The sequence below is a fragment of the Flectobacillus major DSM 103 genome (assembly GCF_000427405.1).
Lineage (GTDB): Bacteria > Bacteroidota > Bacteroidia > Cytophagales > Spirosomataceae > Flectobacillus > Flectobacillus major.
The window spans coordinates 171,762-190,053 of sequence record NZ_KE386491.1; the positions used below are offsets into that span (position 1 = coordinate 171,762).

Below are 18,292 nucleotides of genomic sequence, written 5' to 3' on the forward strand. Positions count from 1 at the left end.
TTTTTTGTTCGGAAATTTGTACAATTGCTAATCCTATTGATAATAAGGGATTTACATTGGCAATTTAATGGTAAGAAGCCGCCGCCCCTGCCCCTAAAAATATGGCTGTATTCATAATTGTTTTTTGGATTTTGCCCATTGAAGCTTATCACTTGCACGATATTATTGATGATAAATGAGTTTTTCCTATTTTTGTAAAATGATTCAACTATTACTTCGCCGATATTACGCATTACCTCGCAATATTAAAATCCTAATATTGATTTCGGGATTTTTATCTATTATTTGGCTTATTTATTTTGCGTTCTTTCGGCCAAACCCCAATGGATGGGCGAGGGTGTCGAAGGTAGGTATTACCTTACCTTTGCGTTATCCTATTCATGGTATCGACGTGTCGCATCATAATGGCGAAATAGACTGGAAAAAGGTAGTGAAAATGCGTTTTGAGGACGATTATAAAATAGAATTTGCCTTTCTGAAAGCTACCGAAGGAATTACTCATGCCGATAGGCAGTTTGAACGTAACTGGGAACACGTCAAAAAAGCAGGACTCAAACGTGGGGCTTATCATTTTTATATTGCATGGCGTGAGCCTGTCGGGCAAGCCAAGAATTTTATCAACTCGGTGAAGCTCAAAAAAGGAGATTTAGCTCCTGTGTTGGACATTGAGCAAAACTCCTTAAAATCAGACGATAAAATTATCCGTGAAATAGGAATATGGTTGGATTTAGTAGAAAAACATTACGGCAAAAAACCTATTATTTATACCAATCCTAATTTTTATAAAAAGTTTATTAAAGGCAATTACGACGACTATCCGTTATGGATAGCCGATTATTCTCGTGAAAGCCTTAAAGGCTATAAGTCTACACTTTGGTTTTGGCAGCACAACAAAAACGGATGGGTAGAGGGAATCAGAGGAACGGTTGATTTTAATGTTTTTCTAGGAAACAAAGCCGACCTCGACGACCTCTGTTTGTAACTACCGCAGTGTTGCTGATACTCGTTTGAAAAGGTTCTTGAATTTGGCCCCAAATGTATCAACGGGTTCGAGCAGCAGGCCATTGAATTTTTCGCCTTTTCTCAAAAAATTACTCATAACATATCCTGAGGTCATTCCCCATTTTTGGATAAAGGTAAAATACCCTTTGTTTCTTTTGACCCTGCCCGTAGAAACGCCCGAAAAATGATAAACCTTACTTGCTCCTACGCCCTTAAACAAACGAATACCCATATTCCAGAGTTTCATCGAAAAATCGGGGTCGGAGTACATTCCTGGGTGAAACTCTATACTATATCCGCCAACAGCATTCCAAACATCTCGATGTACAACATTAGGGGGCCACGTTGCCCCAGTCCAGTCTTCTTTTTCTAATGACTCATATTCGGCCAAAAGCTGTTGTTCGTTGAAAGCCGTAATGTCCAAGCCATAGCTTTTATGAATCACACAAGTATTGTTGGTATTGTAAGGCTCAATCATGGTGGCCGACAAAAAGAAGTTTTTGTGGCCAATCGCATTAATTTCTTCGACTAACGCTTTGTCCCAATTCGGACAAACATACATATCGTCGTTCATGTACAAAATATAGTCGGTTTTGGCTTGTGTGGCAGCATAATTCAAGGCATAACAAATACCGATATTTGCTTGGCTATAAGTATAGTCAATATCGGGCTGTTGCTTTACCCATGCCAGAGTGCCATCTTTCCCTTCATTGATATGTACAATAATCTGATGGTTAAAAACAGAGTTTTTACGGATACTATTGATACATAATTGCAGATACACTAAATTATTCCAAGAAGGTATCAAAATAGAAAAGGTCTTTGCTTGGCTCGAAATATGACTGTTTTTTTCTATGGTTGAATGAATAATGCTCATAAGCGTATAAAGCTATAGATGAATTGTGGAAATTAATCCTCTGTAAGAGGAGACTCTGCTAGTATAGACAGGTGCAAAGGCTCAACCGTTTACTCCTGTGTGGGACTTTATACCCTAAAAACCTTATTTAGTAGATGATTGCAGCTTTTTTTGCGACCACCCAAGCCGTAAAAAGGTCTATATATGAATAATTATGAGGCTATTTTTGGCAAAATCATTGAAGAAACTCCCCGAACTTTGTAATTTGCACACCAAAGTACTTTACTCGCCAAACCCATCAACAACAACTTGATTTTTGTATAAAAATCAAATCTATAAAAGCCATTTACAGATACGCTTGGAGGGTAAATCTCCTGCCAAATCTGCTTTTTTTTCACTATCTTAATAGTGCTTTTCGTATTTTTGTATATCAATTCCCTTTTATAAATAGAAAAACTAATCATGTTAAAATCAGTTCCTTTCAACCAAACTCGTGCTTTTCAGCATCTTTCAAACCTCAAGCCAGAAATTGAAAGCACCAATCTCAAAGAACTTTTTGCTTCTGAACCTCAGCGTTTTGAAAATTATTCTATTCGCTTTGAAGATATTTTGATAGACTATTCAAAAAACTTGATTAATGACAAAACCAAGGCTGCTCTTATTGCTTTGGCCAACGAATGTGAACTAGACGATGCTATCGAAAGAATGTTTACAGGCGATTTAATCAACAAAACTGAAAATAGAGCCGTATTGCACGTAGCTTTACGCAATCGTTCTAATTCACCTATTGCAGTAAATGGCGAAGATGTTATGCCTGCTGTTAATGCTGTATTAGAAAAAATGAAGGCTTTTTCTGAAAAAGTAATTTCTGGAACATGGAAAGGCTATTCAGACAAGGCTATTACCGATGTAGTAAATATCGGTATTGGTGGTTCTGACTTGGGCCCTGTAATGGTTACAGAGGCTCTGAAACCTTACAAAAACCATTTGAATTTACACTTCGTTTCTAATGTTGACGGTACGCATATTGCCGAAATTTTGAAAAAAGTAAATCCTGAAACTACCTTGTTTTTGATTGCTTCAAAAACATTTACTACTCAGGAAACCATGGCCAATGCCCATTCGGCACGTAATTGGTTTGTAGCCAATGGTGGCTCGTTAGAAGCTGTTGCTAAGCATTTTGTGGCTATTTCGACCAACGAAAAAGAAGTAGTGAAGTTTGGTATCGATGCCGACAATATGTTTGGTTTCTGGGATTGGGTTGGTGGTCGCTATTCGCTATGGTCGGCTATTGGTCTTTCAATTGTATTATCTATTGGTTTTGAGAACTTTATCGAATTGTTAGAGGGGGCTCATGCAATGGATAAACATTTCAGAAATACCGATTTTAATGAGAATATCCCTGTAATTTTGGCTTTGTTGGGTATTTGGTATAACAATTTCTTCGATGCCGATTCGCAGGCTTTGTTGCCTTATGACCAATATATGCACCGTTTTGCAGCGTATTTCCAACAAGGCGATATGGAGTCGAATGGCAAATATGTAGGACGTGACGGGCAAGCTGTAAATTACCAAACTGGCCCAATTATCTGGGGCGAGCCAGGTACAAATGGACAACACGCATTTTACCAATTGATTCACCAAGGAACAAAGCTTATTCCTTGCGATTTTCTAGCTCCAGCTATTAGCCACAATCCTCTTGGCGAGCATCACCAAATGTTGCTTTCCAACTTCTTTGCCCAAACAGAAGCTTTGATGAATGGTAAAACGCTTGAAGAAGTAGTTGCCGAATTTGAAAAAGCTGGTAAATCGGCCGAAGAAATTGCAGAATTGGCTTCATTTAAGGTATTCCAAGGAAACCGCCCAACCAACTCCATTCTTTTCAAACAGTTAACACCTCGTACTTTGGGTAGCTTGATTGCGATGTACGAACACAAAATCTTTGTACAGGGGGTTATTTGGAATATTTTTAGTTTTGACCAATGGGGCGTAGAGTTAGGTAAACAATTGGCCAACAAAATTTTACCAGAATTAGCTTCTGATACAGCAGTCGATTCGCACGATTCTTCTACCAATGGCTTAATTAATGCTTATAAAGTTTGGAGAGCCTAATTCTTTTGTCATACTAATACCTTTGAGGGTGTTTTTGGGGTATGGTTATCAATAAACATTACGTAAAAGGAAGTTTTTTAGTAATTTATTGCTGAAAAACTTCCTTTTTTGATTCTATTAGATGTTTTTAATAGAATAATTTAATATTTAGGAAACTCTTTTTACGAACTATTAGCTTATAGAATAAAGCTATATTAAACTGGAGTTTTTACTTGAAAAATGTCTTCTCAACCTTCAGAAGCCTATATTTGTCAAGGAAAAGAGGCATGAGGATAGCTTTTAAATGAATCGGTTGCTAAATCTAAATCACCAAAATTATGAGGAAATATCTTCTACTTCTTCTTATTGTTTTTTGTACTTTTCAAAGTGGTTTTTCTCAGGATACACTTTCTCATCAAAAAATCTATTATGTAGTACCCAAATATGAACTTACAGGAGCTGGAGTACTGACGGTTGCTTCATATTTTGGATTTCGGCAGCTCGACAAGGTAGCCAATTTTACTGCCGCAGATATTGCCAAGCTGAATCCCAACGATATTAATTCGTTTGACCGCCCTGTTGCGTTTAAAGACCCTGCTGGCTTTGATTTGGCACAAAAAAACTCTGATTTCTTTCTGAATTTGGCTTTGGTAAGTCCTGCTTTACTCATGATTGATAAAAATATGCGTAAAGATTGGGTGGATTTACTGAGTATGTATATGGTAACGCATGCGGTAGATAATGCGGTGTATTTTGCATCTGCTTTTCCTGTTAGACGAGCCCGACCACTTACTTATAACCCCAAACTGAGTGTTGAGGAAAAAACGGGTGATGCCAAAAGTAATTCGTTTTTTAGCGGACACGTTTCTTTTAGTAGTACTGCCACTTTTTTTCTTGCTAAGGTACTTACAGACTATAAACAGATAAAGGGCTGGAAACGTATTGCTATCTTTTCGGTAGCGGCTGTGCCACCTGCTTTGGTGGGTTATTATAGAATGGAAGCAGGAAAACATTTTAAAACTGATGTTATTTTAGGGTTTTTGGTAGGTGCTGCCTCGGGGATTCTTGTTCCTGAGTTTCATAAAAAGCTCAAAGAGAATAAGAAAATTTCGTTACAGCCTTTCTATTCGCCATCGCAAAGTGGTGTGGCGTTGAATATTAAGATTTAGTGTGCTGATGTCTTTTTGTAATGTTATGGTATTAAACATGAGTCATCCCAAATATTAGGCAATATTAAAAGAGGCCCTCTATTGGTGTTTGTTGTGATTCATAAGGTCGTCAAGTGAACATTGATGAGGCTTATAAACTACTCAAATGAAAGAATAAAAAAGGCGATCGAAAATTGTTTTTCGATCGCCTTTTTTCATGTTAAATATCAGAAAGTCCCATTCTTTAGTCATAAAGCATTGCGTCTCTACTGGTAAAAGTCATATTCAAAAATAATTACTCATTCACTAAATTCGGGATGACTTATGTTTGGTGAAAAGCTTGAGTTTAAGATTTGATTTTTTCAATGATGGTCTCAATAGTTAGCTTTTCTTGTTCGCCCGAAATCATATTTTTGAAGGTCAATAAGCCTGTTTCTATTTCTTCCGAACCAATAATACATACAAATGGTACTTTTTTCCTATCGGCATAATCCAACTGTTTTTTTATCTTAGCATTATCTGGGTATACCTCAGCATTGATACCTGCCAAGCGAGCTTTTTGCAATAATGGTAAGCTATAGTTTTGTTCGTCTACACCAAAGTGTGTAAATAATAGTTGGGTTGTAATATCTTGATTTTCAGGAAAAAGGTTTAGTTCTTCCAATACATCAAAGATTCTGTCGACACCAAACGAAATACCAACCCCCGATAGCCCCGGTACGCCAAAAGTACCCGTAAGGTTATCGTAACGGCCACCTCCAGTAATCGAGCCAATTTGTACATCTAAAGCTTTTACCTCAAAAATCGCTCCTGTATAATACGAAAGTCCACGAGCCAAGGTAATATCTAGTTCAATATTATTGTCGCTTAGGCCAAAAGCACCAATATAGCCCCATACTTGTTTTAATTCTTGGATACCTTTTTGGCCAATTTCTGAATTGACAAGCAGTTCTTCTAGCTTCAAGAATTTTTCTTGATTAGAGCCACCAATTTCAAAAACAGGTTCTAAATTGGCCAAAGCAGCTTCAGAAAAGCCTTTTTCGGCCAATTCTTCCAATACTTTTTCTTTTCCTATTTTATCTAATTTATCAATTGCAACCGCCAATGTACCTTCTTGCCCTGAAGCTCCGATAGCTTCAGAAAGCCCCGTCAAGATTTTACGGTTATTAACTTTTAGGTTGAAATTAATACCTAATTTTTTCATAACTTCATGAATCATCAGGATAATTTCGGCCTCGCAGATGAGCGAATCCGTACCAACAACATCGGCATCGCACTGATAAAACTCACGGTAGCGACCCTTCTGAGGGCGGTCGGCACGCCATACAGGTTGTATTTGGTAACGTTTGAATGGTAGAGGCAATGTGCCACGATTCATTACTACATAACGAGCAAAAGGTACTGTAAGGTCGTATCGTAAACCTTTTTCCGAGATTTTGTGGGTTAGTTTTTTATACCCTTCATCCAAATCAGCTTGGGCTATTTTTTCGGAGAAGTTGCCCGAGTTTAAGATTTTGAAAAGCAACTGGTCGCCTTCATCGCCATATTTGCCCATGAGTACCGACAGGTTTTCCATAGAAGGCGTTTCGAGTGGTTGAAAACCAAATCGCTGGAAAACAGATTTGATAGAATCAAAAATATAATTTCGTTTGACCATTTTTTCTGGCCCAAAATCACGTGTACCTCTTACTAAAGACGGTTTACTCATCTGAATTATTGGATTATTTGTTCTATTTATTGGCCTTTGTTTGATAAGCATAAACAGAACTTCTGTGTTGACTTTATCTATATTTTGGAGTATTTGTATGATTCTGCAAAGTTTTGATACCCCCCAAAAGAGTCGCAAAAATAACAAACCCTCAAGGTTTTTGGAAGCCTTGAGGGTTTTATCTAAGAATTAATTCAAGAATATTTTGTGAAATCAGCTACTTATTGAAGGTTTGGGCAACTAATCCGACACAATAGTTGGATAGAAACAATTAATTACCTAATTTTGCACCTCAAACAAAAAATCTGTTTTACAATGGCCGTTACAAGACTAAAAAGAAAGGACAGAAGAAATAAGGCTATAGCCACCAACAAAGTCGAAGCAATCAAGTTTTTGCGTCAGAAACCTGAAATCAAATTAATTGATATTGAGGCGATTAAAGCTGAATTTGCTGCGAAGGCTGCGAAGTAATTTTCAGAATTTCTTCTAAGAGATTTAAACCTCGTCGGTAGTGGCGAGGTTTTCTTTTTGTCCATCCTTTGGTTTTTCCTTGGTTTTCTTTTCAGGCAATTTGGCCTTTTTATCTTCTTTATTTCTCAAAACTTCACCCAAATGATTCAGTTTTCGGATTTGTTTAGCTAATTCTTTTTCTTGTTTATTGAATTTTTTATTAATATCCATCAATACTTTAAATCGAATTGCCTGCCCAAAACTTACCAAACCCAAGCTCGACATAATTAGTCCGTATAATCCCATCAAAAACCAGATATAAAAAGCTTCTCCACTTCCTTTTTTATAGCCTGCCACACTGACTATCGATATGCCAAAGCCAAAAAGCAATAGACCCGCTGCTGCACACAGTATCCATTTTGTTCGCAGAGGCATTCTTTTTACCAGTCTTTCGCCGGGGGCTTTTTTAGAAATTTTTGGTCTCATTTTTTACTATTAGGGGTTAAAAATGTAGGTTAAACAAATAATAACATATAACTAAGAATACTGAATTACAAATATGTATATAAGGTAATGTGTTGATTATTAGGTGGTTGTTTGGTTTTAAGGCTGAGGCTATTTTTGTGATATTACTTATTGGATACAAGTCAGCAACTAACTAATCGATTTGAGCTTTAAGAAATGGTCTATCAGTTTATTTAATACAAAATCAAGTAAGGCTTTAAATTGGCCAAGTTATAAGTACAGATTTGATTAATAAAGCACTAGACCTTAGTTAAACGTCATTACCTAGCCATTCATTACAGCACGCTCAAAGCATCCAAGTTTCTTGCAAAAGTTTCTCGATACTTCTAAATTCCTCATACAAATTGGCAGGTAATACGTGTTTTGAATAAGTATATCCATGTTTTTGCCAAAGGAAAAAAGTATAGTAATCGGTCAAATAAATACTTTTGATAGATTTCAGATTGCTTTTGGTAGCATCGGAGGGTAGACGTTTTTCTACTGTCATCAAGAAATAAGCCTTAGTTTTGAATAAAAGCATTTTGTGGCCATTCACAACCTTGTCTACAGGCTGAGTTTGAGTTTCTATGCTTTTTAGGGCTTCTTGGGGCAAAAATACAGGGTTTATGCGTTCAATAAAAAAATTAGAACCATTGGTTCGTAATTGCCAACCGCTGGGTAATTGGTTTTTGAGCAACAAAACCTTCTTGTCTTTACATAACGTATTTACATCAAGATAACGAAAAGTAGAACTTTGTGCAAAAATAGTTTGACAAATAAGTATAAACCCTGACAGCAGATACACTTTAATCCAATTTATTTGAGCATTTTTCATATTTTACCAAGTTTGCTACTAAATTTACAATTAATTTTTATAACCATAAACTATTCAAAAATCATCTACTTAAAGAATAATAATTGGAAAGCCTTGTAATTGAGGCAAGTACATTTTTGTATCTCTTTGAAAGGACGATTCCAATTTTAAACTTAAACAATTTTTCCAATGAAAATCAAGAAGAGGGTAATTTTTAGTGCGGCGATTTGTCTTTTAGGGTTAAAAGTTCAAGCACAAGATAGCCGTTTTGTTCAAAAAAATCCTGAAAAGCCAGAAGCAACAGAATACTGGGACCCAGAAGTACGAGTAGTAACACCAGGGGCAATTCCTTCGGATGCTATTGTATTGTTTGATGGCAAAAATCTTGACGAATGGGAGTCGGTAAAAGATGGTAGTGCTGCCAAATGGGAGGTAAAAGACGGTGCTTTTACGGTGGTAAAAGGTACGGGTAATATTTCTACAAAGAAACATTTTGGCGATTGTCAGTTGCATATCGAGTGGCTTTCGCCAAATGAACCAGACAACGTGAAAAGCCAAGGAAGAGGTAATAGCGGTGTGTTTTTGCATGGTATCTATGAGGTTCAGGTATTGAACTCGTACCAAAACAGAACTTACAGAAATGGCCAGGCGGGTTCTATTTATAAACAAACGCCTCCATTGGTAAACGCTACGTCTAAACAAGGCAACTGGAATGTTTATGATATTATTTATACTGCCCCACGTTTTACAGTCAATGGCGGTATCGAAACACCAGGTTATGTTACGGTAATTCATAATGGTATTGTAGTTCAAAACCATACTAAAATCCAGGGAGTAACCAACTATATTGGTCAGCCAACCAATCCTGTACATGGTGCCAAAGGCCCTATTTCGTTGCAAGACCACGGTAATGCCGTTAGTTTCCGTAATGTTTGGGTAAGAGAATTGTAATATATCTTTCTCAGAGGCATTGGCTAGGCCAATGCCTCTATTTTTATGGCTATAAGTCATTATTGATGCCCTCTGTGTGCGGTTTCATACCGAAACGTTTGCCCTACGTCCTCTTTTCATAATTAATAAGACTTAATTGAGAATGATTTTTTACCTTTGCGTAAAATTTATTCCTTAATTATTTCCATGAAACAAATCATTAGCTGGACACTCCGAAACATTCCTCGTAAATATTTACAATTGGTTAGCCATTTTGCCATGAAAACATACGCTGTTTTTTTGCGTGGTAACAAAGTTGAATGTACGGTTTGTGGCTCTACCTTTTCTAAATTTGTCCCCTATGGTCGCCTCGAACCTAGAGACAACGCCCTTTGTCCCAATTGTCTTGCCCTAGAGCGTCACCGCTTAATGTATTTGTATCTTCAGCAAAAAACCAATTTCTTCAAAGCGAATTTAAAAGTACTTCATGTTGCCCCTGAATACTGTTTTATCGACCGTTTCGAGAAAATGAAAAATCTCGATTATATCACGGCCGATATTGAATCGCCTTTGGCAAAAGTAAAAATGGACTTGCACAATATTCCATTCGACGATAATACGTTCGATGTGGTATTCTGTAATCATGTATTGGAGCATGTCGACGACGATATTCGTTGTATGCAAGAAATGCGTAGAGTGCTAAAACCCAATGGTTGGGGGATTATGCAATCGCCACAAGATTGGAAATTAGCTACCACTTTTGAAGATAAAACCATTACAGACCCCAAAGAAAGAGAACGTTTGTTTAAACAAGATGACCATTTCCGTATTTTTGGCCGTGATTATGACAAACGCCTTGAACAAGGAGGCTGGCATGTAACCCAAGACCGCTTTGTGATGGAAATGCCTCAGCAATTGGTAGAAAAATATGCTTTGCCTAAAGAAGAGATTATTTATTTATGTGAAAAGAAATAATAGCAATATCACTCATCAATGAAATACTTACCGATTGACAGCCAACTATTTGTATCAAATAGAGCTAGGTTAAACCAACTATTGAAACCGAAATCCATTGCGATTTTCAATTCAAACGATATAATGCCTACCAATGCCGACGGCACAATGGGCTTTAAACAAAATTCGGATTTGTTTTACCTGAGTGGTATTGACCAAGAAGAAACTATCGTTTTGTTGTTTCCTGATAGTCCCGACCCAAAACATCGTGAAATTCTGTTTATTCGTGAAACTTCTGAATTAATTGCTATTTGGGAGGGCTATAAATATACAAAAGAACACGCTCGGGAAGTTTCGGGGATTCAAACAGTTTATTGGTCGAGTCAATTTGAGCAAATACTCACTACCTTGGTGTTTGAGGCCGATAATATTTATCTCAATTCCAACGAGCATATTCGCAATAGCTCGGTAGTCCAAACTCGTGATGCCAAATTTATACAGTGGGTAAAAGAGCATTATCCTTTGCATCACCTTGAGCGTGTAGCTCCGCTTATGTATCAATTGCGAGTTATCAAGAATTCTATTGAAATAGCACAGTTAAGCGAGGCTATTCGTATTACCGAACTTGGTTTTAGAAGATTACTGAAATTTACAAAACCGGGTGTTGCTGAGTACGAAATAGAAGCCGAATTGTTACATGAATTTGTAAGAAACCGCTCGAAAGGTTTTGCTTATCAGCCTATTATAGCATCAGGGGCCAACGCTTGTGTTTTGCACTATATCGAAAACAGCCGCCCATGTAACGACGGAGACTTACTGTTATTAGACGTAGCTGCAGAATATGCCAACTACAATGCCGACCTAACACGTACTATTCCTGTTAATGGTAAATATACGGCTCGGCAGCGTCAGGTATATGATGCCGTACATCGTGCCTTCAAGTTTGCTAAGTCTATTTTGCAGGTAGGTGCTCTTTGGAGTGAATACCAGTACGAGGTAGAAAAATTTATCGAAGCAGAACTAATAGGCTTAGGGTTATTTGATAAAACAGATGTTAAAAATCAAAACCCTGAAGCACCATTATTCAAGAAATACTTTATGCACGGCACTTCGCATCATTTGGGGTTAGATGTACACGATGTATGGAACCGATATCGCCGTTTTGAAGCTGGTATGGTATTTACGATTGAGCCAGGTATTTATATTCAAGAAGAAGGATTAGGCGTAAGGCTGGAAAATAATGTTTTGATTACAGCTGATGGCAATATCGACCTTATGGGCAATATTCCGATGGATGCCGATGAAATCGAAGATTTGATGAATTCATAAAAAACAAAATAATGAGGAACAACACCTCATTATATAACTAAGACAAATGCACAAAGGGTAAAACCACTTTGTGCATTTGTCTTAGCTCGATTTGTTTCTAATATTGTACCCACTTCAATTGGTTCAATAACACTTTAATGCCCGTTTTGATTTATTGCGTATGAAAATTTTGTATGACCATCAAGCCTTTTCTGGCTCAAGATATGGCGGAATAGCTCGGTATTTTCACGATTTAATGGAAACACTTTCCAAAATGGGTGAAGAGGTTAGTCTTTCTATTAACTTTTCTAATAATGAATATCTAAAAGAAAGTACAGTAAAAAAGCCATGGGCTTACAAGTATATATTTGGGTTTATGCCCACAAGTATGCTTGTTTCTAGAACCAATCGACTCACAAGTATTAGGGCTATTCAAAAAGGTAATTTTGATGTTTTTCATCCTACCTTTTTTCATACGTATCATCTCAAACACATTGGTAATAAGCCGTTTGTCTTAACGTATCATGACCTCATCAAAGAGCGTTTTAATCTTGGACATCTCGATAATGTATCTCGTGAAAATAAACAACTGTTGCTAGATAAAGCCAGTAAAGTCATTGCTATTTCCGAAAATACCAAGCAAGATTTAATGGAATTTTATCGGATATCGGCAGATAAAATAGATGTTGTACCACACGCTTCTACCTTCAAAAGTATGTCGCCGTATGTCAACAGCCACCTCAAGCTACCCGAAAAATACCTTTTGTATCTTGGCACTCGTAATGACTACAAAAACTTCGACAATCTATTGCAGGCTATTGTGCCTATCTTTGCCAAGCACAAAGATTTCCATTTGGTATGTGCAGGCGGAGGGAAGTTCAACGAAGTAGAAGTACAACGCCTTCAGGCTTTAGGGCTAGAAAAGCGTGTGCAACAAATTACCTTTCATGCCGATAATACCCTTTTCAACCTCTACCAAAAAGCTACGGCCTTTGTTTATCCATCACGCTACGAAGGATTTGGCATTCCTATTCTTGAAGCCTTTGCTTGTGGCTGTCCTATTATATTGAGCAATACCTCGTGCTTCCCAGAAGTGGCACAAGACGCAGGGTGGTATTTTAATCCCGACAGTGTTGCCGAAATGACAGCCCGTATAGAAGAGGTTTTATTGGATAAAGCCCTACAAGAATCGCTTGTGAAAAAGGGTTTTTTACGTCAAAATGACTTCTCGACCCAACAAACAGCCCAGAAAACCCTAGATGTGTACCGTAGCGTACTATAACTACATCCAACCAAAGATATATCAATGACTGATTTTCGTAATATTATTTTGTTTGATTTAGATGCCAGCGGTCATCATCCAAGCTATTTGATGCACTTAGCTTCGTATCACTTAACACAAGACCAACCCTTTAGATTGGTCGCAATTGTTAGCCCTGCTTTTTTTGAAAAATACCCTAATATTATAGAGCAATTTGGCCTGCCAAACAACAAAGTGATTTGGCAGAGTATCAGTCATGAAGAATGGCAAAATTGGCAAAACCAACCAAGTGCACTCAAAAAAACTTTTTATGAGTGGGCTCTATTTTGTAAATATGCCTCAGCGTTTGAAGCGATTCATGGTATATTGATGTATATCGACCACCTTCAGCCAGCTATACTGACCCAGCAAAAAGCCCCTTGTACATTTTCGGGTATTTTGTTTAGACCTACATTACAATACTATCAACCCGATTCGTTAAAAGAACGAATTAATTATATCAGAAAAAATATCACACTAAGGCTTCTTTTAGGCAAAAAACAGCTTGTTCAGCTTTTTAGCCTAGATCCTTTTGCGGCTGAATATATTCAACAAAACTGGAATATACCCAAGGTAACAGCTTTACCAGACCCCGTAGAGGTATTTCCGCCTTCAGATATTGCTTTACCAACGTTTAAGCAATCATTGGGCATAGCAGCCAACAAAAAGATATTTCTGATATTTGGCTTTTTGGATAGCCGAAAAGGTATTGGGCAAATGATGGATGCTATTGAGGCATTGCCCGATTCGTTGGCCGACAAAGGAAGTTTGTTGATCGTTGGTAATTGGGAGGCTACCGAAAGAAAGCTATTCGATGAAAAACGAAAAGCTTTAGGAATAAAGCCTAAAATGCAAATTGTCTTAGTGGATAGATTTATTTATGACGAAGAAATTAACATTTTCTTCGCTGTGTCCGACTATATTATAGCCCTTTACCAAAAACATATAGGTATGAGTGGCGTGATGGTACGGGCGGCTTTGGCTCAAAAGCCTATTATTACCTATCAGTTTGGCCTTATGGGACAAATGGTGCAAGCCCATGAGTTGGGTATCAGCCTCGACATCCATAATAAAAAGGACCTCCAAGAAAAAATACAATTTTTACTAGAAACAAAACAAAGTATTGGCGATACCGCCAAGATGCAAGCCTTTGCTCAAATAAATACCGATAAGAATTATGCAAAAACGCTTCTTAAAAAAGTTTATAATCTAGTAGGCTGATAATCAAACTGTTCAAAAAAACTTCACCTAAAAAGCCTCCGACTTCCAAGTAATTTTCTTACCTTTGTATCCCGTAACCATAGTTTCAGATTTTGTTAAATAAATACTTCTTTAAAAAATCTGAAACGTCCATGGACTTTCGTTCATTGGAAAATTCACAAATCAATCATTTCTTACAATGTCAGGTAAAGGGCAACCTAAAACCGCTAAATATATTTTTGTTACGGGCGGTGTGACTTCTTCATTAGGCAAAGGTATTATTGCCTCATCATTAGCTAAACTTCTGCAAGCCAGAGGCTTATCGGTAACCATTCAAAAATTCGACCCTTATATCAATATTGATCCAGGGACGTTAAATCCTTATGAGCATGGCGAATGTTATGTAACCAACGATGGTGCAGAAACAGACCTTGACTTGGGGCATTACGAGCGTTTCTTGGGTGTTCCGACTTCGCAAGCCAACAATATTACAACAGGACGAATTTACTACAATGTTATTACCAAAGAGCGTCGTGGCGATTATTTGGGAAAAACCGTTCAGGTGGTTCCTCATATCACCGACGAAATCAAAAGAAGTATTCTTTTGTTGGGTGAAACAGGTCAGTACGATATTGTTATTACCGAAATTGGAGGTTGTGTAGGCGACATAGAATCGCTTCCATTTATTGAGGCAACTCGTCAATTGAAATGGGATTTAGGCGAGAAAAACACCTTGTTTATTCACCTTACCCTTGTGCCTTATTTGGCTTCGGCAGGTGAACTAAAAACCAAACCTACTCAGCACTCTGTTCGCCAGCTATCTGAATCGGGTATTCAACCAGACATCTTGGTATGTAGAACCGAGCACCCTCTCCCTCAAGAAATGCGTCGCAAAATTGCCCTATTCTGCAACGTATCAGCCAACGATGTGATTGAGGCCATGGACGCTGAAACCATTTACGACGTTCCATTATTGATGCGTAAAGAAAAACTCGACCAAAGAGCTCTTTACAAATTAGATATTTATAACGATCGTGATACCGACCTAGAGCAATGGAAGGGTTTTCTTGGTAAACTCAAAAATCCAACAGAACAGATTACGATTGGTTTGGTAGGTAAATATGTAGAGTTAAAAGATTCTTATAAATCTATTGCCGAAGCCATTATTCATGCGGGGGCTGTTTGCGAAACAAAAGTAAATATTCAGTGGATTTCTTCTGAAACATTGGTTGAGCCTGGCTTTGAAAGTAAACTGGCTCAGTTAGATGGTATCTTGGTAGCTCCAGGTTTTGGCGAAAGAGGTATTGAAGGAAAAATCAACGCAGTAAAATTTGCTCGTGAAAACAAAGTACCATTCTTTGGTATTTGTTTGGGTATGCAATGTGCTGTAATTGAATTTACACGTAACGTATTAGGTTTGGCCGAAGCTCATTCTTCTGAAATGAATCCAGAAACGATTCATCCAGTAATCGACCTTATGGAAGAACAAAAAAGCGTAACCAACAAAGGCGGTACGATGCGTTTGGGTGCTTATGGCTGTAAAATCGAAAAAGGTTCGTTGGCTCATCATATTTATGGTAAACTCAATATCCAAGAGCGTCACCGTCACCGTTATGAATTTAACAACAATTATTACGACCAAATCAAAGCCGCAGGGCTAATCCCAACGGGTATCAATACCGAATCGGGCTTGGTTGAAATTGTCGAGCTAAAAGACCACCCATATTTTATTGGGGTTCAGTTTCACCCAGAATACAAATCAACGGTGCTAAATCCAGCTCCATTGTTTGTACATTTTGTAAAAGCGGCTCTCAAAAATGCAATTCCATTAATAAAAGGAACTTCTAAATAACCTTTTATAAAAAAATATAACTTACTAAGTAAGTTCTTTGTAATTTTGCACCGCCAAAAGTTTATGGTGGTGCATTTTTATTTATGCAACTCTTCTTTAATCGGGGCAAGCAGTCTCTATTTCGGGAGTTTCTCGAAAACATTATAATTAAATATCACACAAGCATTGCTCGAAAGAAGATAAGCAATTCAAAACAAAAAACTAAATGGATAGAAATCAAGTCACGGGGCTATTATTGATTATGGCTATGTTGCTGGGATACCAGTTTTTCGTTGCCCCGAAAGTTGAACCAAACCAACCCATCGAAAAAACACAAACAGCAAAAGCTTCTGTTGCCAAACCTGCTGCTACACCTACTACTGTCGATACCTCGGCCCTAAAGGCTGCCGCTGGCGATTTTGCTAGTGCAGCTACAGGTATTGCTCAGGAGGTTGTTTTAGAAAACAAAGACATCAAAGTTACTTTTTCGACACAAGGAGGTAAAGTAAAACAGGTGTTGTTGAAAAACTACAAAACATACAAGGATTTTGCTGCCAATAAGAATAACCCTTTGACCATCTTTGATGATTCTTTTGATAAAATCTCATTTGAATTACCTACCAACAAAGGAAATATCGATATCAACAAGTTGTACTTTTCTACGCAGTCGAAAGGTGGCATAGTAGCCGAAGGCCAAACTCAAAAGGTAACTTTTACCCTTGATTTGGGCAATGGTCAGTCTATCGAGCAGTCGTACGCCTTGGCGGGTTCGGGTTTCTTGCTTGACCAAAATACAAAATTGACAGGATTGGATGGTATTTTGAAAAACCAGCCTGCCAAACTCAACTGGGTTGAAGAAGTACACGCTACCGAAAAAGACCTTAACGAAAACCGTAAGGCTACTGTAAACTACCTGATTGCAGAGGACGAGGAGTTTGACCAACTTGCCGAAAATCCAACAAGTGCCAATGATGCTACTCTCGAAAAACCTTTGAAATGGGTTTCATTCAAGAAAAAATACTTTTTGTCGGGTTTTATTACTAAAAATACGCCTGTTGAAAAAGCTCAGATTTGGGGTACACCCAACGTTGAAGATAGCTTGAATATCAAAACTCTTCGTGCCAACATGGAGTTGTCATTGGCTGATTTGAAATCAAACAAAGGACAATACCAATGGTATTTTGGACCAAACGATTACAATTATATCAAGGATATTGCCCCAGGTTTTGGCAAAAACGTAAAGTTGAGCTACGATATTTTCTTGCCAATTACACGTTATGTATTTGTACCATTGTTCAACGTACTCGAAAATGTATTTAGTAATTACGGGTTATTGATTATTGCATTGGTATTGATTATCAAATTTGCCTTATTACCACTTACCTATAAGTCGTATGTGAGTATGGCCAAAATGAGAATTTTGCAGCCAGAACTTAATGCTATCAAAGAAAAAATTGGCGACGATGCAGCAAAATTGCAACAAGCTCAAATGAAACTTTATGGCGAAGTAGGCGTAAGCCCACTCAGTGGTTGTGTACCTGTATTGGCTACTATGCCTATTCTGATGGCTGTATTTATGCTTTTTCCAAACCTTATCAATCTTCGTCAAGAGGGTTTCTTGTGGGCAAATGACCTTTCAACCTTCGACTCGGTGTTGGATTTGCCATTCAGTATTCCATTCTATGGCAACCACGTCAGTTTGTTTACTTTATTGATGACTATTTCGAGTGTGGCTTACGGTTATTATAACAACCAAAATACGCCTGACCAAGTAGGACAACCTATCGACATGAAGAAAATGGCTTATATTACGCCTGTTATCTTTATGTTTGTGATGAACTCTTTACCAGCAGGTATGAGTTTCTACTATTTTGTGTCAAACTTGGTAACGATTTTACAACAAATCGGTATTCGTAAGTTTGTAGATGAAGACAAAATCAAACAGATTTTGGAAGAAAATAGAAAGAAAATTGCAGCAGGTGGTGGCAAAAAATCACGCTTCTCGGAATATCTTTCTAAACAAATGAAAGCTGTTGAAGAAGCTCAGAAGCAACAACAAGCCAATCCGAAAAAGAAGAAATAGGTACGAAGTACCTTTTCATCATAATTAGGAGTGAATGATTGAAAAAACTGATAATATAGCATCAATACTTTCACATCTAAGTAACAAAGAGGCCGTCAATTTTCAACGATTGA

Annotated in this window: 15 protein-coding genes; 11 read left to right on the plus strand and 4 right to left on the minus strand. The window is 37.6% G+C overall.

The window, feature by feature from the left end; all coding sequences use genetic code 11:
- Nucleotides 1-199: 199 nt before the first annotated feature.
- Complete coding sequence (locus FLEMA_RS67295) at nucleotides 200-982, plus strand: glycoside hydrolase family 25 protein (RefSeq protein ID WP_081681244.1); 783 nt, start codon at nucleotides 200-202, stop codon at nucleotides 980-982.
- Here FLEMA_RS67295 and FLEMA_RS67300 read toward each other — a convergent pair whose 3' ends face one another.
- Complete coding sequence (locus FLEMA_RS67300) at nucleotides 983-1,879, minus strand: glycosyltransferase family 2 protein (protein WP_044170673.1); 897 nt, start codon at nucleotides 1,877-1,879, stop codon at nucleotides 983-985.
- A gap of 441 nt (nucleotides 1,880-2,320) precedes the next feature.
- Here FLEMA_RS67300 and pgi point away from each other — a divergent pair, with 441 nt between their 5' ends.
- Nucleotides 2,321-3,970: a glucose-6-phosphate isomerase gene (pgi, locus tag FLEMA_RS0102725; RefSeq protein ID WP_026994131.1), complete on the plus strand. Its 1,650-nt coding sequence runs from the start codon at nucleotides 2,321-2,323 to the stop codon at nucleotides 3,968-3,970.
- A 317-nt stretch (nucleotides 3,971-4,287) separates the two neighbouring features.
- The gene (locus FLEMA_RS75870) at nucleotides 4,288-5,118 is read left to right on the plus strand and encodes a phosphatase PAP2 family protein (protein WP_052353926.1); all 831 of its coding nucleotides are present in this window, start codon (nucleotides 4,288-4,290) and stop codon (nucleotides 5,116-5,118) included.
- A gap of 325 nt (nucleotides 5,119-5,443) precedes the next feature.
- Here FLEMA_RS75870 and hisS read toward each other — a convergent pair whose 3' ends face one another.
- Nucleotides 5,444-6,805, minus strand: coding sequence for a histidine--tRNA ligase (gene hisS / locus FLEMA_RS0102735; protein WP_026994132.1), 1,362 nt, complete (start codon nucleotides 6,803-6,805; stop codon nucleotides 5,444-5,446).
- 315 nt (nucleotides 6,806-7,120) lie between these two features.
- Here hisS and FLEMA_RS77040 point away from each other — a divergent pair, with 315 nt between their 5' ends.
- Nucleotides 7,121-7,276, plus strand: a complete 156-nt coding sequence (locus FLEMA_RS77040) for a hypothetical protein (RefSeq protein ID WP_169719926.1) — start codon at nucleotides 7,121-7,123, stop codon at nucleotides 7,274-7,276.
- A 24-nt stretch (nucleotides 7,277-7,300) separates the two neighbouring features.
- Here the strand turns inward: FLEMA_RS77040 and FLEMA_RS67310 are convergent, their stop codons facing one another.
- Together FLEMA_RS67310 and FLEMA_RS0102750 are read right to left on the minus strand one after the other, a co-directional pair.
- On the minus strand, nucleotides 7,301-7,741 hold the full coding sequence (locus FLEMA_RS67310; RefSeq protein ID WP_052353927.1) for a hypothetical protein: 441 nt from the start codon (nucleotides 7,739-7,741) through the stop codon (nucleotides 7,301-7,303).
- 325 nt (nucleotides 7,742-8,066) lie between these two features.
- Entirely contained in the window at nucleotides 8,067-8,594 is a 528-nt protein-coding gene (locus tag FLEMA_RS0102750) for a hypothetical protein (RefSeq protein ID WP_026994133.1), read from the minus strand.
- Nucleotides 8,595-8,762: 168 nt separating this feature from the next.
- Between FLEMA_RS0102750 and FLEMA_RS0102755 the strand changes: the two genes are divergently transcribed.
- The 7 genes from FLEMA_RS0102755 (at nucleotide 8,763) to yidC (ending at nucleotide 18,179) form a co-directional block, all read left to right on the plus strand.
- Nucleotides 8,763-9,524, plus strand: coding sequence for a 3-keto-disaccharide hydrolase (locus FLEMA_RS0102755; protein ID WP_081681245.1), 762 nt, complete (start codon nucleotides 8,763-8,765; stop codon nucleotides 9,522-9,524).
- A 186-nt stretch (nucleotides 9,525-9,710) separates the two neighbouring features.
- On the plus strand, nucleotides 9,711-10,478 hold the full coding sequence (locus FLEMA_RS0102760; protein ID WP_026994135.1) for a class I SAM-dependent methyltransferase: 768 nt from the start codon (nucleotides 9,711-9,713) through the stop codon (nucleotides 10,476-10,478).
- An 18-nt stretch (nucleotides 10,479-10,496) separates the two neighbouring features.
- Entirely contained in the window at nucleotides 10,497-11,786 is a 1,290-nt protein-coding gene (locus tag FLEMA_RS0102765) for an aminopeptidase P family protein (RefSeq protein ID WP_026994136.1), read from the plus strand.
- A gap of 160 nt (nucleotides 11,787-11,946) precedes the next feature.
- Nucleotides 11,947-13,047: a glycosyltransferase family 4 protein gene (locus tag FLEMA_RS0102770; RefSeq protein WP_026994137.1), complete on the plus strand. Its 1,101-nt coding sequence runs from the start codon at nucleotides 11,947-11,949 to the stop codon at nucleotides 13,045-13,047.
- Nucleotides 13,048-13,071: 24 nt separating this feature from the next.
- Nucleotides 13,072-14,286, plus strand: a complete 1,215-nt coding sequence (locus FLEMA_RS0102775; protein WP_026994138.1) for a glycosyltransferase — start codon at nucleotides 13,072-13,074, stop codon at nucleotides 14,284-14,286.
- Between the two features lie 178 nt (nucleotides 14,287-14,464).
- A complete protein-coding gene (gene pyrG / locus FLEMA_RS67315) occupies nucleotides 14,465-16,117 on the plus strand; it encodes a CTP synthase (RefSeq protein ID WP_044170678.1) in 1,653 nt (550 codons plus the stop codon).
- Nucleotides 16,118-16,322: 205 nt separating this feature from the next.
- The gene (yidC, locus tag FLEMA_RS0102785) at nucleotides 16,323-18,179 is read left to right on the plus strand and encodes a membrane protein insertase YidC (protein ID WP_026994139.1); all 1,857 of its coding nucleotides are present in this window, start codon (nucleotides 16,323-16,325) and stop codon (nucleotides 18,177-18,179) included.
- The last annotated feature ends 113 nt before the right edge of the window (nucleotides 18,180-18,292 follow it).

What these genes read in the sequence shown, in the direction of transcription:
- FLEMA_RS75870 (WP_052353926.1), top strand. Translation starts at nt 4,288, where the DNA reads ATGAGGAAATATCTTCTACTTCTTCTTATTGTTTTTTGTACTTTTCAA.
- FLEMA_RS0102750 (WP_026994133.1), bottom strand. Translation starts at nt 8,594, where the DNA reads ATGAAAAATGCTCAAATAAATTGGATTAAAGTGTATCTGCTGTCAGGG.
- FLEMA_RS67295 (WP_081681244.1), top strand. Translation starts at nt 200, where the DNA reads ATGATTCAACTATTACTTCGCCGATATTACGCATTACCTCGCAATATT.
- yidC (WP_026994139.1), top strand. Translation starts at nt 16,323, where the DNA reads ATGGATAGAAATCAAGTCACGGGGCTATTATTGATTATGGCTATGTTG.
- FLEMA_RS0102755 (WP_081681245.1), top strand. Translation starts at nt 8,763, where the DNA reads ATGAAAATCAAGAAGAGGGTAATTTTTAGTGCGGCGATTTGTCTTTTA.
- FLEMA_RS77040 (WP_169719926.1), top strand. Translation starts at nt 7,121, where the DNA reads ATGGCCGTTACAAGACTAAAAAGAAAGGACAGAAGAAATAAGGCTATA.
- pyrG (WP_044170678.1), top strand. Translation starts at nt 14,465, where the DNA reads ATGTCAGGTAAAGGGCAACCTAAAACCGCTAAATATATTTTTGTTACG.
- FLEMA_RS67300 (WP_044170673.1), bottom strand. Translation starts at nt 1,879, where the DNA reads ATGAGCATTATTCATTCAACCATAGAAAAAAACAGTCATATTTCGAGC.
- FLEMA_RS0102770 (WP_026994137.1), top strand. Translation starts at nt 11,947, where the DNA reads ATGAAAATTTTGTATGACCATCAAGCCTTTTCTGGCTCAAGATATGGC.
- FLEMA_RS0102765 (WP_026994136.1), top strand. Translation starts at nt 10,497, where the DNA reads ATGAAATACTTACCGATTGACAGCCAACTATTTGTATCAAATAGAGCT.
- FLEMA_RS0102760 (WP_026994135.1), top strand. Translation starts at nt 9,711, where the DNA reads ATGAAACAAATCATTAGCTGGACACTCCGAAACATTCCTCGTAAATAT.
- FLEMA_RS0102775 (WP_026994138.1), top strand. Translation starts at nt 13,072, where the DNA reads ATGACTGATTTTCGTAATATTATTTTGTTTGATTTAGATGCCAGCGGT.
- hisS (WP_026994132.1), bottom strand. Translation starts at nt 6,805, where the DNA reads ATGAGTAAACCGTCTTTAGTAAGAGGTACACGTGATTTTGGGCCAGAA.
- FLEMA_RS67310 (WP_052353927.1), bottom strand. Translation starts at nt 7,741, where the DNA reads ATGAGACCAAAAATTTCTAAAAAAGCCCCCGGCGAAAGACTGGTAAAA.
- pgi (WP_026994131.1), top strand. Translation starts at nt 2,321, where the DNA reads ATGTTAAAATCAGTTCCTTTCAACCAAACTCGTGCTTTTCAGCATCTT.